The organism is Paenibacillus sp. Soil724D2 (genome assembly GCF_001427935.1).
In the GTDB taxonomy this organism is placed as follows: domain Bacteria; phylum Bacillota; class Bacilli; order Paenibacillales; family NBRC-103111; genus Paenibacillus_E.
Map to the genome: position 1 here is coordinate 411,613 of NZ_LMRY01000045.1, position 14,631 is coordinate 426,243.

The 14,631-nt window shown below is 43.2% G+C and carries 16 protein-coding genes; 7 read left to right on the forward strand and 9 right to left on the reverse strand.

Annotation, left to right across the window (positions count from 1 at the left end; translation table 11 throughout):
• Positions 1–18: 18 nt before the first annotated feature.
• The 8 genes from ASG85_RS28535 to ASG85_RS28570 form a co-directional block, all read right to left on the reverse strand.
• The gene (locus tag ASG85_RS28535) at positions 19–1,776 is read right to left on the reverse strand and encodes a hypothetical protein (protein WP_060648487.1); all 1,758 of its coding nucleotides are present in this window, start codon (positions 1,774–1,776) and stop codon (positions 19–21) included.
• A complete protein-coding gene (locus ASG85_RS28540; protein WP_060648488.1) occupies positions 1,773–2,540 on the reverse strand; it encodes a glucosamine-6-phosphate deaminase in 768 nt (255 codons plus the stop codon). The genes ASG85_RS28535 and ASG85_RS28540 overlap by 4 nt, the downstream gene beginning before the upstream one ends.
• 9 nt (positions 2,541–2,549) lie before the next feature.
• Positions 2,550–3,170 (reverse strand): fumarate hydratase C-terminal domain-containing protein, encoded by a 621-nt coding sequence (locus ASG85_RS28545; protein WP_057305943.1) that lies wholly within the window; start codon positions 3,168–3,170, stop codon positions 2,550–2,552.
• Between the two features lie 15 nt (positions 3,171–3,185).
• A complete protein-coding gene (locus tag ASG85_RS28550; RefSeq protein WP_057305944.1) occupies positions 3,186–4,091 on the reverse strand; it encodes a fumarate hydratase in 906 nt (301 codons plus the stop codon).
• Between the two features lie 21 nt (positions 4,092–4,112).
• Positions 4,113–4,475, reverse strand: coding sequence for a hypothetical protein (locus tag ASG85_RS28555; RefSeq protein WP_057305945.1), 363 nt, complete (start codon positions 4,473–4,475; stop codon positions 4,113–4,115).
• An 88-nt stretch (positions 4,476–4,563) separates the two neighbouring features.
• Positions 4,564–4,977: a succinate dehydrogenase, cytochrome b556 subunit gene (gene sdhC, locus ASG85_RS37340; protein ID WP_057305946.1), complete on the reverse strand. Its 414-nt coding sequence runs from the start codon at positions 4,975–4,977 to the stop codon at positions 4,564–4,566.
• Positions 4,978–5,071: 94 nt separating this feature from the next.
• Complete coding sequence (locus ASG85_RS28565) at positions 5,072–6,808, reverse strand: FAD-binding protein (RefSeq protein ID WP_057305947.1); 1,737 nt, start codon at positions 6,806–6,808, stop codon at positions 5,072–5,074.
• Positions 6,808–7,530: a succinate dehydrogenase/fumarate reductase iron-sulfur subunit gene (locus ASG85_RS28570; protein WP_057305948.1), complete on the reverse strand. Its 723-nt coding sequence runs from the start codon at positions 7,528–7,530 to the stop codon at positions 6,808–6,810. Before ASG85_RS28570 ends, ASG85_RS28565 begins: the two co-directional genes overlap by 1 nt.
• A 123-nt stretch (positions 7,531–7,653) precedes the next feature.
• Between ASG85_RS28570 and ASG85_RS28575 the strand changes: the two genes are divergently transcribed.
• From ASG85_RS28575 to ASG85_RS28600, 6 genes are all read left to right on the forward strand, one after another.
• A complete protein-coding gene (locus ASG85_RS28575) occupies positions 7,654–8,400 on the forward strand; it encodes a GntR family transcriptional regulator (protein ID WP_057305949.1) in 747 nt (248 codons plus the stop codon).
• Positions 8,401–8,432: 32 nt separating this feature from the next.
• The gene (locus ASG85_RS28580; protein ID WP_060648489.1) at positions 8,433–9,218 is read left to right on the forward strand and encodes a sulfite exporter TauE/SafE family protein; all 786 of its coding nucleotides are present in this window, start codon (positions 8,433–8,435) and stop codon (positions 9,216–9,218) included.
• Between the two features lie 116 nt (positions 9,219–9,334).
• Positions 9,335–9,613, forward strand: a complete 279-nt coding sequence (locus ASG85_RS28585; RefSeq protein WP_057305951.1) for a UxaA family hydrolase — start codon at positions 9,335–9,337, stop codon at positions 9,611–9,613.
• A 3-nt stretch (positions 9,614–9,616) separates the two neighbouring features.
• On the forward strand, positions 9,617–10,774 hold the full coding sequence (locus ASG85_RS28590; RefSeq protein ID WP_060648490.1) for a UxaA family hydrolase: 1,158 nt from the start codon (positions 9,617–9,619) through the stop codon (positions 10,772–10,774).
• A 203-nt stretch (positions 10,775–10,977) separates the two neighbouring features.
• Positions 10,978–11,751 carry a FadR/GntR family transcriptional regulator gene (locus ASG85_RS28595; RefSeq protein WP_057305953.1) on the forward strand — a complete coding sequence of 258 codons (774 nt, stop codon included), beginning with the start codon at positions 10,978–10,980 and terminating at the stop codon, positions 11,749–11,751.
• A 60-nt stretch (positions 11,752–11,811) separates the two neighbouring features.
• The gene (locus ASG85_RS28600) at positions 11,812–12,861 is read left to right on the forward strand and encodes a YeiH family protein (RefSeq protein ID WP_235549376.1); all 1,050 of its coding nucleotides are present in this window, start codon (positions 11,812–11,814) and stop codon (positions 12,859–12,861) included.
• Between the two features lie 370 nt (positions 12,862–13,231).
• Here ASG85_RS28600 and ASG85_RS28605 read toward each other — a convergent pair whose 3' ends face one another.
• Positions 13,232–13,519, reverse strand: coding sequence for a hypothetical protein (locus ASG85_RS28605; protein ID WP_057305954.1), 288 nt, complete (start codon positions 13,517–13,519; stop codon positions 13,232–13,234).
• A gap of 503 nt (positions 13,520–14,022) precedes the next feature.
• Between ASG85_RS28605 and ASG85_RS28610 the strand changes: the two genes are divergently transcribed.
• Positions 14,023–14,586 (forward strand): spore coat protein, encoded by a 564-nt coding sequence (locus tag ASG85_RS28610; RefSeq protein ID WP_057305955.1) that lies wholly within the window; start codon positions 14,023–14,025, stop codon positions 14,584–14,586.
• Positions 14,587–14,631: the final 45 nt, after the last annotated feature.

Here is a 14,631-nt window from a genome sequence, read left to right on the forward strand (position 1 = left end):
CGAGTCCCCTTTTCGTTTCTAATCGAATGGAATGATTGTATTCCCCTGTCTAACATCCAGGATTATTTCGTGAAACGATAATCCGAACCTCTGTTTGAATCTTATCGAACGAATGGTTCCGTTATTACTAGGAATACCCATCTTTGAAGGCAGCTGCGTAATCAGTACTGTTAACCCTTTACAAGGATGCTGTGCCGAGATGTAAAGCTGCTTTCCTTCATTTGTTCCTGGTTGCACGGATACGTCAATCCCCCGTTTTATCTGAAGCCAGCGAAATAACTGCTTACTTGTCCACCAATGCAATCCCTGCATCCTTCCGTAGTTCACCAAATCAACCAAAGCAGGTCCCACTTCTTCGTTAACCAAAGCCGCCGGATGAAACAAAAAGTGAACCACGCCATTCACATGGGCAGAAAGCTCGATAATCGATTGAGCCTCTTTCAAAGTGCATCGCAGTGCAGTTGGCGGGTCCCACGCCAGCGTCGGAAGGCTGAACACCTGCATAAGCCTATTCCTCTCAAGGGCATTGCTGACTGGTATATAGGGGTGGCAAGTACCCGCAAGAAAACCTTTATTTCCTTGCTTCGTTCCGCCCTTACTTTGCTCAACAGCAATGCCGGCACGTTCACACCATTGGTAAAATTGAATGTCTCCCTCCCACCTGAGATAATGGTTCTTATTTGTTTTAATGCTCACCCTATTTTTCAATTGTTGGTTGAGCCTATCAAGTTGTAAGTTAAAATGCTCTTCATCCCATAAACTATTTTCTTCCGTACTCAGGGCGTTGTAATGCAGTGCGATCTCATGTCCAGCTTCTATCATCTTCTCATAAACGCTTTGAGGATATCCTGGCATAATTACGCACCAAGTAGAATGGATATCAGCTTCCAACAATTTTTCCAGCATTAGCTCAGCGGCATCAATCGAATTTCCATCTGAGTCATGCGAGATATGACCAATACCGTCTATTCCCTCGGGCCAGAACCATGAATGCACCATCGCCTCCCCCATTTTTTCATGCAACAGATGTAGTGTACGAATGAAAAAAATCCTCATTTCATCTACGATGGGGTACATAAAAAAAGCAGCGGACATAGGGTCCGCCTTGTCACGATCATGCAGCCAATCCAATACCGAGCCATCGTCCGTTTTCAGAATGTCATCATCAACCGATGCTGTTCCGTCCGACGCTGGTAAACCGTCCTTTTCTACAGAAATTCCTTGTTGGATCATGCAAAACGACTTTGCAATATCAAAGCAAATCATGGCTGCATAGCTAGATGCATAGGGTCTCATCGTGAAGGCAGGAAAAAGAGAAACTTCGCCGTTTCTGCGAATCAGCGAACCCAGCGCCTCTGTGTCCGGACACGGTTCAACTAATGACGCACCGAAAAAGTGAAAAGAACTTCTCAGGGATTCCGCTAGCTTACAATCATTCCACTGAATCCAACCTTCCTGAATCTTTTTTCCTTCAGGCTTATTTAAGCCAAGCACATCATGAAGACCGAATGAAGACCCTATGGTCAGAACACTGTTACCGTTTTCACAATACTGTTTGAAAATAGAGGGCCATTCTGAACGATCATCCAACCCAACCACAATCGTAATCCCGCCTGGTTGATGTTCCATCCATGAATTCGGCGTCCATTTGCTAAAGACAATCCCAAGATAGTTTAAAATCTCGAACATATACGGGGTATAATCGTTTCTTCCTTGCTGCCAACTTTTCTCGGCTTGCTGCTCATTCCAAACCACGTGAATCATCTGGATACTCATAGATCCTCTAGGACGGTTGAATAACTTTCATCATCCAAATAAATTTTGAAGCATTTGGCCTGACGAAGTAAGGAGGCGGGACATTGAACGTCTATCGGCCCGTATAACGTTTTACGAACGGCATCCCGTTTTCTTTTGCCAGGTACGGTACAAAAAATCAAGGAAGCGGATAGAATTGTGGGAATCGTCAAAGTAACGGCTTCAGAGGGAACCTGTTCGTACGTTTCGAAGCAGTCGTCGTGAACCTGCTGCATGCGACTGGCTTCGTCGAGCTTTACAACTTTTACGGCTAGCGGATCCTTAAAATCAGCCGCATGCGGATCGTTGAACGCGATATGACCGTTTTCCCCTATACCGATACAGGCAATATCAAGGGGATGCGCTTGAAGCAATTGACTGTACCGCTCACATTCATCAGCGGAGTTGTTCATGCCGTTAATGGCATGAAATTGTTTCGGTACTCGCAGGTTAAACAGCTTTTTTCTTAGGAAGTTCGAAAAACTTTGTGGGGCTTCTTCGGAAAGACCTATGTACTCATCCAGATGAAAACAGACAATACGCCCCCATTGTATGCTTGTATCGGCCCGAAGGGCATCCAGAAATTCATTCTGTGAAGGCGCTGACGCAAAAGCTACGGAGATGGTTTCTTTTTGTGTAAGAAGTGTTTTCATGCAGGATGCCACACCTTCAGCTACAGACTTACCCAATTCCTTGCGTGACGGATAGTGCCAGACTTCCATTTGACTGACAATAGACTGATTCATGGTACCCTCCTATTCCGTATGACTCTTATGAATTCCCATTCTCTCATAAACCTTATCCAAATTATTTACGGCTTGAGCTTTCACATCTTTATACAGATTTCCTCCATAGCTGTCCACAGAAACGAGCAGTGGTCCGAAGTTTTTGACTCGCAGCTTCCAAATCGCTTCCGGCATTAAATCTTCCCACCACACATCTTCTATTTCTTCAATTTGTGTGGTTTCAAGTGCGGCTGCTCCACCGACGATCGAGAAGTAAACGCCCCCAATATCGACACAGGCTTGTGCTCCGGGTTCAAGCATCCCGCCTTTGCCGGTAATTGCCTTAACCCCGAATCGTTCGAACAATCCTCTTACAAAACGATCCATTCTCGTACTGGTTGTTGTTCCGATACATACCTTTTCATATTTACCATTTTCCAGTTCCTTAACCCCTGGCGCTGTATGTATGGTTACAGCTCCACTTAGTTGCGGGATTAAATCTTCCGGCGGATCAATCTTATGATCAAAAATCCGGATCAAGTTAGCGTCACGGATTCCAAAGATATGACCATCGACAGTAACGGTGTCTCCCGCACGAAGTTTCTTTACAAACTCGTCTGTCATGGGCGTCTGTAAATGATGGTGTGCCATGGAAATCCTCCTTCTTTAGTAACTAATTACAACCAATTGATTTTCTTCAAAGGTAGCTCTTATCCGGCGTGCAGGCCAGCACATCATATTGACGGCAACCGGATTCATCGTAATATGTGTATCAGCCGTTTCGATATGAACGGCAAGCGCCGTAACAGCCCCTCCCAATCCATTCGGACCAATTCCGGTCAGGTTAATCGCATCCAGCAGTTCTTCTTCAAGTGCCGCAATGGTCGGATCGGGGTTAGGCTTACCAATCTCTCTTGCCGCAGCTTTCTTGGCCAATGCCGTACAGAGGTCTGCCGTACCGCCCATTCCCACCCCTACTAAGGTTGGAGGACATGGATTCGCACCTGAATTGATTACGCAATCAATAATAAATTTTTTCGCGCCATTAAGCCCTTCAGCCGGATATAACATTTTGAGATAACTCATATTTTCAGATCCGGAACCTTTGGGCAGCGCCATCAACTCGATGGACGATCCCTGGGCAAACTCCCAATTGAGCACTGGAACTTTCTTACCGATAGCCGTTCCTGTATTTTTACGGGTAATCGTATCACATACACTGGAGCGTAAAGGATGCTCCAAAGTTGCTCTTTTCGTACCTTCACGAATGGCTTCTTCCAGTCGGATCCCATCGAAACGAACATTTCTGCCGATTTTAATGAAATACACAGGTATGCCCGTATCCTGGCAAATCAGCATATTTTCTTCGTCCGCCACATCAATATTTTTTAAGATTGTACTTAGAATTTGTTTTCCAGTCTCATATGTTTCCTTATCATAAGCCCGCTGTACAGCTGCCCGAATATCAGGAGGAAGATCTTTTAAAGACCGAATATATATTTCCTTACATGCTTCCTCTATTTCCTTATAGGTCTTTTCCTCAACTTGCCAGTTCGATTGCATAGTGCTCATCCCCATACCTCCCCAGTTTTATTAACCCATGGTCATAATTTTAATTAAAGCAGCTCCACCCCAAAGTGAAAATACAATTCCAATCATCATCAATCCTAAGCTCCAACGTCTAATTAGACGACTGTTGCTTGTATAATCAAGAACGATATTGCGGACACCGTTTAACCCATGAAATAACGCAAGAGCAAGCAAACTAAAATCCAAGGCGATATACCCAATCGTCCGCAAACGTTCTATTAAATTCGGATAGCTCGGATGCACGTCGGGATGAGCATAGTGCAGGCTCCACATATGAACTGCAATTAAAAAAATAAGGGCGACACCGCTGACTCTTTGAAAAAACCAAGCGAGAACATTTCTTCTTATTTTAGATGCCGTATCCATAGTTATATCTCCTTCCTAATTAGGTATGGGGTCACCGAAAAGTAATAGGAATAAGCTACAAAGCATAACGTCACTTTTTGGGGTTTTGTTAAAGGAACGCTCGAGTAAACAGCCAAATAAATATTACTACAGCAAGACAACAAATGAGCGCAAACAACTCTTTTTGTCTTTTAACAAAAAAGCCCATATCCATTAACACCAATCGAATCCCGTTTAAAGAATGAATAATTACACCAGCAAGAATGATTAAATCGAAAAAGAGAAAGACTGGATTATGAAAAAGAACCTGAAAGACTCCTTTAAAAGCTTCCTCCCCCATGAACATAGCCATTCCCATCGTCCCAATGTGGGCAAGTAAATATAGTAATAACCCTACCCCGGAAATGCGGTGAACAAGCCAAGCTTTCATCCCTACGGAATGGCGTCGCAATACATCTACCTTTGAAATCTGGGGATCTACGTCAACTAATCTGTGATCTTTCGTTATTTTTACTTCCTGCATCTGTTTTACACCTCCTACTGTTAATTTCGGGGCACCCACAAAGTAATCGGAATATGCTTCATAGCTTGGTGTCACTTTGTGGGGTATTGTTGTGTTAACTTGCTGCAACCTTAACTCTGGCAACTTCTCCAAATATTTCTTCAGGCTGCACATGAGTAAATTCAACATGATGAATCTCAGTCTCAGGCCCATTCTGGCCCTTTTTCATAAAAATATTTTTGAACCAATTCTCATTATCCGTTATAGGGCAATCTGTACGGAAGTGTGAACCCCGGCTTTCTGTACGCAAATAGGACGCTATGGCGATCATTTGTCCAATTTGTACGATGTTTTTAACATTCAATACTTCATGCCATGCGAGGTTATAATCTCTTACTCCAGCTACACTAATTCGATTCACACGTTCAGCATACTCCGCTAACTTATCAATGGCATATTTCAGATCAAGGCCATTTCTTACGAGACCTACCTTCTCCCACATCAAGTCGCCAACTTCTTTGCGCAATTGAAAAGGGTTCTCGCCTTTTTCCCGTTTGAACGGCTGCATCATTTGTTCAACAAACAGATCAACCTGACTTTCAGACACCTTATGGCGTTTCACCGCCATCACATATTCAGCAGCAGCATCTCCGGCGCGTGCTCCAAAAACCGTAGAGTCTGCTACTCCGTTACCGCCAAGACGATTCGAACCATGAATCCCTCCAGCATCCTCTCCGGCAACAAACAATCCGGGGATTCCGCTAAAGCAATCCTTATCAATGGTGACTCCACCCATGTGGAAATGGCCAGTAGGACTTACATCCACGGGCTCCATACTTAAATCGCGACCCACATCTTTGCATCGATCAACCATGCCTGGGAACATTTGCAACACTTTTTCACGCCCCAAATGAGCAACCGATACTTGTACGCCGCCCAAACGAGTACCGCGTCCAGCCATAATTTCCATGTACGCTGCTCGCGCTACACGGTCCCGCGTCGAACGCTCCATCCGTTCCGGATCATACTTTTGCATAAATCGTTCACCGAGTGAATTATAAAGGTGGCCGCCTGCTCCCCGAAGCCCTTCCTCCAATACGCCGCCATTCAAACGCGAGTTTTCGGCAAGCAGTCCCGTAGGGTGGAATTGCATCATTTCCATATCTGTGAACTGAGCACCCGCCCGATAAGCCATTGCCATGCCGTCTGCAGCTTTTTCCAGGGATGGCGCAGCAATTCGGTACATACTTGCCCCGCCGCCAGTTCCGATAATGACAGCCAAAGACTCTACCACGATAAATTTTCCTGTACGTAAATTTAGCATTAAACACCCTGCCACAACACTTTGATCGTCATTATATAAAAGCTCGACAGCGCGCACTTCATCCCAACAAGTGACACTTTCCTTCGCATAAAGTTGATCCCTTAACCGGTTAATAATTTCTATTCCCGTTAAATCTCCTCTATGTACCGTGCGGTCAAACGATTGTCCAGCAAAAGCCTTCTGATGTACCGTCCCATCCGGATTGCGGTCAAAGAAGCAGCCCATCTTCGTTTCCAACTCACGAATTCTTTTGGGTGCGTCGCTGACTAAAGTCCACGCCAATTCTTGGTTATTGATCATACCACCGCCCTTAAGCGTATCTTTGAAATGCATATCGATGGAATCGTTCGGATTCAGAACGACATTATAACCGCCTTGAACCATTCGGGTACATCCGCTTTTTCCGACGAGTCCTTTTGCGGCTACAATGATCTTCAATTTCGGATTGCGGTCATAAGCATGATGGGCAGCAAATAGACCCGCACCACCGCTGCCAAGAATGAGAATATCACAATGGACACGTTCCATTATTTACTCCCTCCCTTTAATGCAGCTGTAACCGCGCGTGATTTCAATTTTTGTATGGACCAAGTGGGAGCCAGCTTTTTCGGGCATACTTCCATGCAGTTGAATAGAGTATGACATCGAAGAACGCCATCCTCACCAGCAGCCACCTCCATCCGTTGCCCAGTCCCTTGATCCCGTTCATCCGCTACTAGTGTATAGGCTCGATTTAATGCGGCAGGACCAATATAGCTATCATCCAAAGATACTAATGTACAGGCCGAATAACAGGCTCCACAGGTAATACAATCAATGTTCTGATCAATAATTTCACGACGGCCAGAGTCCGGAGGAATAACAGCAAAGTCAGTTGCTGCTTCTGCTGTTGGTACAAAATATGGTTTGATTCGCTGCCATTGTTTAAAGAAAGGGTCCATATTCACGGCAAGATCTTTAATGATCGGCAAATTCCTCAGTGGACGCACAGTAATCTCCGAGCCCAACTTTGCAATTTTTGTCCGGCAAGCGAGACCTTCTTTATTATTCATGATCATGCCACAAGATCCGCACATGCCAAGACGGCAAGAACACCGAAATGAAATCGATTGATCCTGTTCGGTAAGAATAATAAATAGCGCATCCAATACTGTCATATTCTCTTTCGCATCCACCGCATAGGTATCATACCTGGCCTCCGAATCAATATCCGGAAGATAGCGAAGCACTTTGATTTTGACATCTGCCACAAGGATCCTCCTCATTTCAAAATCTTTTCATCAATACATTGTATTCAATCGTTATAATTTGTATTATAATGTTATAGAACGATTCGTCAATCATTAATTTTTAATTAGGAGGCTTATTTTTATATGATAGATCGTACTAGTCACATCAGTATGTATGCTCAAATTGCAGCCATTCTCGAGTCTGCCATTCAATTGGGAGAGCTTCAACCCGATCAGAAAATCCCTACTGAGGCAGAGCTTATGGAAACATACAATGTAAGCCGTATGACCTCCCGCCAAGCCATTGAAATTTTGCATGAAAAAGGATTAGTGGTCAGAAAGCAAGGGAAAGGAACTTTCGTTATTGGTCCGAAGCTTAAACAAGAGTTAGGCGGCATGGAGGCGTTCTACGATTCTTTTTTACAAAAAGACCTCGAACCCAAACTTCTTGAAATGAAGGTAACAGATACGCCTGATGATGTCATAAGCATTCTAGGTGAACATTTTACACAATCCCTATTCCTAAAAAGGATCTACTACCGGGATGAAGAAGTTTTTGGTTTCAGCCTCATGTATTTGCCAGTGAACCTGGCATCCATCGTAACTTGGCCATTGGCCGAACAAAATGCTGGCTATACACTGCTTACTAAGCATGGAGGATACACGCTGAAAAATGCTAACCTTACCATTCGTGCCCTATCTGCCAATAAAGAACAAGCTGAACTCTTGAAAATTGCGGCTAAGGAGCCTTTGATCCAATTGTCGCGAACTAGCTTTACTGCAGAGGAGCAGGCCATCGAGCATATCAAGCTTTATTTGCGGGCTGACTTGTGTGAACTGAATATGAATGTACCGGGCAATTCCTTTTTGGTTGATGGGATTAGAAAATAGGACAAATATGTAACTAATGAGGAGATGATGACATGTCATTTGCTTTGATTCTCATTGGATTTACAGGTGGTATTTTAACGGGGTTGATGTCAGTTGGAGGCGGGTTAATTCTCACTTTTTTATTGCTGCTCATCCCTCCTATGTTCGGACAGGAATACAGTATGCATATGATAGCTGGAATGGTCATTGTGCAGACTCTTTTTTCCTCAAGCTCTGGATTGGTTACTTACTGGAGAAGTCGTCTCATCGATAGATTCCTAATTCGGAATATGGGACCTCCATCTTTGATCGCCGGAGCTTTTGGCAGCGCTTTATCTGAACAGATGAGCCATGAGCTGCTAACCGCCATTTTTGCCATACTTGCCCTGTTTGCAACGGCCTCCATGTTTATCCGTCGGGTTGAAGATTACTCCACTCCCTACCGAAGTAGAACTTGGGCTATTTGTTTAGGCCTCGGCATCGGATTATTAGGCGGTATGTTTGGATTAGGAGCTGGTTTTTTATATTTACCTGTCATGATGAATATATTTAAAATCGAATCTAGAACTGCTGTTGGTACTGGACTAGCGGTTGGATTACTTCTTGTATTCGGTGCCCTCATCGGAAAAACGGTTGGAACTGCTGGAACAGAATTCCCTTGGTTCGATGGTTTAATTTTAGCCATAGGTGCGATTCCTGGAGGACTAATCGGATCACGACGCGGGAAAAGGATGAAATCTAAATCTCTTCAGTCCACCATGGCTGTTGCGATTATTATTGTTTCGATCAAAATTTGGGCGGATCTACTTCATGTATATGGACTCATACCAAAATTTTGAAATTGTTATTGTCAAAACCGAGTTGTCAGATTATACTAAATTTATAATTGGTAATACCACTTACCTATTACCATTATGATAGGTACTAACAATCCCCCTTCAAGGAGGCTAACACGATGCACAAGTTTCTAATTCACAAACAAGGTGATCATGTCGGTGTGGCTACATCGGACATCGAATCCGGCGAGAAAGTGATCGGCGTCTATATGGATGACGAATCAACCATTGAGGTTATAGCCAATAGCTCTATCCCTCTTGGTCATAAAGTATCTATAGCCGAGTTGGCTCCAAAAGGTCATGTTCTGGAATATGGCTTGCCAATCGGTTATGCGCCAGACGGTTTCAAAATCGGTGATTATGTCCATACCCACAATATCAAAACTTTGAGGTGGTAGAAGATGACAAAACAACTTTATGGTTATCGTAGAGAAAACGGCGATGTAGGTATTCGCAATCATGTAATTATTCTTCCTGTAGACGATATTTCCAATACGGCTTGTGAAGCGGTAGCTCGCAATATTCAGGGCGTTATGTCCCTTCCCCACGCGTACGGGCGCCTTCAATATGGCAAAGACCTAGAACTGCATTTCCGCACCATGATCGGTACAGGGTCCAATGCAAACGTAGCTGCAGTGATCGTCATCGGGATTGAACCGAATTGGACCAAAGTCATTGCTGATGGTATTGCCAAAACCGGAAAGCCAGTTGCCTGTTTCTCCATCGAAGGAACCGGAGATCTGGAAATCATTCGTCAAGCTTCGTGGAAAGCAAAAGAATTCGTTCAATGGGCTTCCGAGTTGCAGCGTGAACCTATCGAATTAAGCGAGCTAAAGGTTAGCATTAAATGCGGTGAGTCTGATACCACTACAGGTCTAGGATCTTGCCCTACTGTCGGTCAAGCCGTTGACCGTCTGGTCGATGCCGGTGCAACTGTATTCTTCGGGGAAACCTCAGAGTTGACAGGCGGCGAGCATCTGATTGCTGATCGTTGTGCAACTTCAGAAGTCCGCAATAAGTTTATGTCCATTTACGATGATTACATTACGGAAATTAAATCCCAAGGAGTTGACCTGCTGGGTTCTCAACCGACGCAAGGTAACATTGCCGGCGGATTGTCAACGATCGAGGAAAAAGCACTTGGCAATATCGAGAAAACAGGCAGCAAGCCTGTAATTGGTGCTCTTGAACCAGGTGAAATGCCGCAAAACGGGCCTGGGCTCTACTTTATGGATACATCGTCCGCTGCCGCAGAGTGCATCACGCTTATGGCCGCAGGTGGGGCGGTTCTCCACTTCTTCCCTACGGGACAAGGCAATATTATCGGCAATCCGATTGAACCCGTTATCAAAGTTACAGCAAATCCAAAAACAGTAAAAACAATGAGTGAGCATATCGATGTTGACTGTAGTGGTCTGTTATCTCGTGAAATCAATTTAACTGAAGCTGGCGATCTGCTGATGGATTACCTCTGCCGTGTTGTAAACGGCCGTTTGACTGCTGCAGAAGCGCTTGGACATAAAGAATTTGTTATGACCAAGCTGTATAGAAGCGCTTAAGATACCTGAGTTCACATACACAGCAATACATCATAGTTGGATGCCCTTCGAGGTATCCAACTATACATGTATTTGTGAGCTTCATCCTTCCGAATATCGTGAAATGGATGTCTTTAGATCGCTATTTTGCTATAATGGAGCCGTTCATTCACGAAGTTACGTCTGTCCCTTGTACAGGGTTAAGAGAAAGAAGGTTGGTATGCTTGTTTAAATCAATTAATGAGGAACGTAAAACATTTTCACGCAAAGTGGTCGATCATATCCATGAACTGCTCGCTTCCGGTCAGCTTAAACCGGGTGATAAGCTTCCCTCTGAACGTGAGTTGGCGGAAATGATGAATGTCAGTCGGCCAACCATTCGGGAAGCGTTCAAAATTTTATCTGCCATGAATTTACTTAACATTCGTCAGGGACACGGCGTTTTTGTTGCAGACCATAGCGCGCGTCTTGACAACTTGGCCTCCTATTTGTTTCTGCAAACCGACACGATTTATGAATTATTCGAAGTTCGAAAGATGATTGAAACGGAGAGCGCCGCCAAAGCGGCTAAGCGGGGAACGTCAGACTTCTTGGAACAAATCTACGAAACGACACGAGACTGTTACAATAAAGTTATCGTGGAGCAACAGTTTCAAACCAAAGAAGAACGTGACAAGTTTTTGTCTGAAACCGATCAGCAGTTCCATCTGTCGGTCGCAGAGGCGGCTGGTAATGAAGTTGTCATCCGGGTAATGACGAATTTGATTGATTTGCTGCGGGAAAGCAGGATGCAATCCATAAAAATTCCGGGACGGGTTGAACAATCTCTTAAGGAGCATATGTTAATCGCTGAGGCCTTAATTCAAAGAAACACAAAACTGGCGCGCTCTAGGATGTTCGAACATCTTAGCAGTGTGGAAAGAACCCTTCTCCTTGAACTCGAACTTGAAGGAATACCGGTCAGCTTAATGGAAGAAAGCGAACCTGCTGATCAATGAATCTATTAAGCCGCTCTAGTTAAATTGTAAAACGAAATTTGGCGATGGGAGATGTTAGTTTTGCAGATTCCTAATACACAGCCTGGTCCTCTCGGAACAACCATTGTAAGTAATACGGCCAGTTGGAAAAAGCCTCTGAAAGGACTTGCATTAACGGTAACACTGGCTGTATTGGCTGGCCGTATCGCTGAAGTTCCCTTCTTTTCCATAATGGGAATTATGATTATTTCCATCATGCTTGGTGTCTTATGGAAATCCGTGATGGATATCCCTACGGATGCTAGTATTGGCATTACGTTCAGCAGTAAGTTCTTGCTTCGGGCTGGCATCATCTTGATGGGAGTTCGTCTGAATTTCAGTCAAATTTGGGAAGCAGGGCTTTCAGTTGTGCTGATCGATATGATCGTAATTGTATTTACCCTGACTATCATGATCCTTTTGGGGAAATGGTTGTCCGTGGATAAGACTTTTACCGTATTAATTGCCGTTGGCACCGCGGTTTGTGGGGCTGCTGCCATTGTCGCTGTCGCTCCATTAATAGGCGCCAAAAAAGAGCAAACGGCAATATCCGTTGCTTCTATAGCGATTTTAGGTACTATTGGGACTGTTTTTTATATTTTTTTATACCCCTATTTAGGGCTTGATCCTTATACTTACGGAGTTTTTGCAGGTTCTACGCTGCATGAACTGGCACACGTCATAGCAGCTGGAGTTCCCGGCGGAGATATAAGCAGCGAGACAGCTATTCTAGTCAAACTTGGCAGAGTGGCTCTTCTGATCCCTGTTGCTCTTATATTGGGTTACTTCTACCGTACAGGCGAGCGAACAGAAACGGATAAAAAGAGTTTGAAAAACCTACCCATTCCTTGGTTCATCTTCGGCTTTTTAGCTATGAGTTTGGTAAACACGACTGGCCTACTGCCTTCTTCAGTTATTCACTTCTTGATAGCGGCAAGCGTATTCTTAATGTCTATTGCAATGGCAGGACTTGGACTGAGTATCAACATGACTGACTTCAAAAAAGTAGGAAGAAACACCATTGTTATGGCTATTGTGGGATTTGTTGCGCTGACAATACTGGGGCAAGTACTTATTACCGTTTTTTACTAATTCTAACTCATCAATATTTAAATAAGGTGTTCGACAATAACGGTAGCCGTCAATCTGATGGATTGCCGTTTTTTTGTTATAGGACTGCCTCACATTAGCCTATTACCCTTCCGATCGCCAATCATCTTGCTTAAACTCCTTAAAATAACAAAGGAATGCGACGCATAGCAAAAAACTGCATACAATTTCTTTAAGTAAAAACATAGAGATCACCCTCACATTATTTAATTCCGATTGGTTTACTTGTATTAAGAATACATGTGATTTTAAATTTTGTCAATCATCTAAACTCATCATGGATATGGAGGTACTAACAATTTCCCATTTGTCAGACGAAAAAAGCCACTTTGGCAAGTGGCTTTTTGATCATTTAAACATTACCCCGATTTCTTATCAGAAATAAAGTTCCTGATTTGTATCGCACGCTATTTCTTTGTTGTGTACGTTCAGCTATAGCCGCATTAATTGCCTCTTCATGTCCTTCTCTAACTAAACAATTCCATCTGAATGAACACGCGCTGATACTGCTTCCAATACGCTCGGCAGCTTCTGAAAATGCCTTTAATTCGTAACTTCCTTGACGGATATGCTTAAGTGTTATTTCTGCTAAAATTGCGTCATTTTCGGGGATCATCAAGTCATCATTTCGTTGTTTCATTTGCTCACCTTCATTTCCTTTTTCTCCATTTTCGCCTACTTAGATGCATTTTATTCTCACCCATAGAATTTGTGCCTATTGAGTCGAATAGTCGAATATGTCTAAAATCTTGCGGGTTGAGACTGTCGGCCAATTATCTACCGAATCATTGAAAGATGTATGAATTGCTAAGTCCGGATATTCAAGCTGAAATCAACAAGTATAATACTGAGCTACTCGACTAATTTTCCTTAAGGATCATAATATTCTGCAGCATTGTGATCTATATTTTAATATTTAATTAGATAACAGAGCCTGTAAACCCCACACGATTCCATTTTTGTTGTTGCAGAATACGTTGGAATTTGGTGTATGTATAAATATACAGTAAATATTTGATAGTTAGCCCCATTGCAGAAATTGAATAAATTTTTAACTCCAGAACACAGATAAACCAGATGAGCATAAAAAATGAGTAATTAGATAGAATATGGTTCAACGAAAATTTTAAGGGAGTGCGTTAAATGAAGCTTAGTATTCAAGAAGCCAATGAATTGAACGAACTACTTATGAGTTGTACCAAGACAATAAATTGCATGGCATTGTTCATCCATCAAGTTAAAGATAAAGAGTTAAAGAATTTGATCACAAGTCACCTTTCCACTCATTTACAGGATTACAATATTAAGGTCGAATTCGCTTCTCTACCCAACGGATCCACGGATCAATTAAATTTCCCTCCATTAAAAACCACATCAGTATCTATGAACGCTACTAAAAAATATGAAGCCATACAACCTCAAACCAAATTATTCGAACTGGACGATCGGTCGATTGCTACGGCGTACTTACTCACTTTAAATCGTGCTGGTAAAGACAATGCATGGTCAACTTTTAATTGCTCTGTACCACAATTGCGTTCTTTTTTGGAAGATTCTTTCAAGATGTGTTCTCATCAGTCTTTCGAAGTGCTGGAGTATATGGTTCGTAAGGGATGGTATCAAAACCATGAAGCTCCAACCGAAATGTTACAAGCCATGGAACAGATCTATCAAAAAGCTCAGCCACTTGTTGCCGACCACCAGTAATGTTGCTTTTGCTAACAGAGTTTAAAAATGAGAATGCAATTAAGG

Excerpts from the sequence above, each read along its gene's own strand:
- sdhC (WP_057305946.1), bottom strand. The coding sequence starts at position 4,977 with ATGCAGGAAGTAAAAATAACGAAAGATCACAGATTAGTTGACGTAGAT.
- ASG85_RS28610 (WP_057305955.1), top strand. The coding sequence starts at position 14,023 with ATGAAGCTTAGTATTCAAGAAGCCAATGAATTGAACGAACTACTTATG.
- ASG85_RS28545 (WP_057305943.1), bottom strand. The coding sequence starts at position 3,170 with ATGGCACACCATCATTTACAGACGCCCATGACAGACGAGTTTGTAAAG.
- ASG85_RS28555 (WP_057305945.1), bottom strand. The coding sequence starts at position 4,475 with ATGGATACGGCATCTAAAATAAGAAGAAATGTTCTCGCTTGGTTTTTT.
- ASG85_RS28565 (WP_057305947.1), bottom strand. The coding sequence starts at position 6,808 with ATGGAACGTGTCCATTGTGATATTCTCATTCTTGGCAGCGGTGGTGCG.
- ASG85_RS28605 (WP_057305954.1), bottom strand. The coding sequence starts at position 13,519 with ATGAAACAACGAAATGATGACTTGATGATCCCCGAAAATGACGCAATT.
- ASG85_RS28550 (WP_057305944.1), bottom strand. The coding sequence starts at position 4,091 with ATGAGCACTATGCAATCGAACTGGCAAGTTGAGGAAAAGACCTATAAG.
- ASG85_RS28535 (WP_060648487.1), bottom strand. The coding sequence starts at position 1,776 with ATGAGTATCCAGATGATTCACGTGGTTTGGAATGAGCAGCAAGCCGAG.
- ASG85_RS28585 (WP_057305951.1), top strand. The coding sequence starts at position 9,335 with ATGCACAAGTTTCTAATTCACAAACAAGGTGATCATGTCGGTGTGGCT.
- ASG85_RS28540 (WP_060648488.1), bottom strand. The coding sequence starts at position 2,540 with ATGAATCAGTCTATTGTCAGTCAAATGGAAGTCTGGCACTATCCGTCA.
- ASG85_RS28575 (WP_057305949.1), top strand. The coding sequence starts at position 7,654 with ATGATAGATCGTACTAGTCACATCAGTATGTATGCTCAAATTGCAGCC.
- ASG85_RS28590 (WP_060648490.1), top strand. The coding sequence starts at position 9,617 with ATGACAAAACAACTTTATGGTTATCGTAGAGAAAACGGCGATGTAGGT.
- ASG85_RS28580 (WP_060648489.1), top strand. The coding sequence starts at position 8,433 with ATGTCATTTGCTTTGATTCTCATTGGATTTACAGGTGGTATTTTAACG.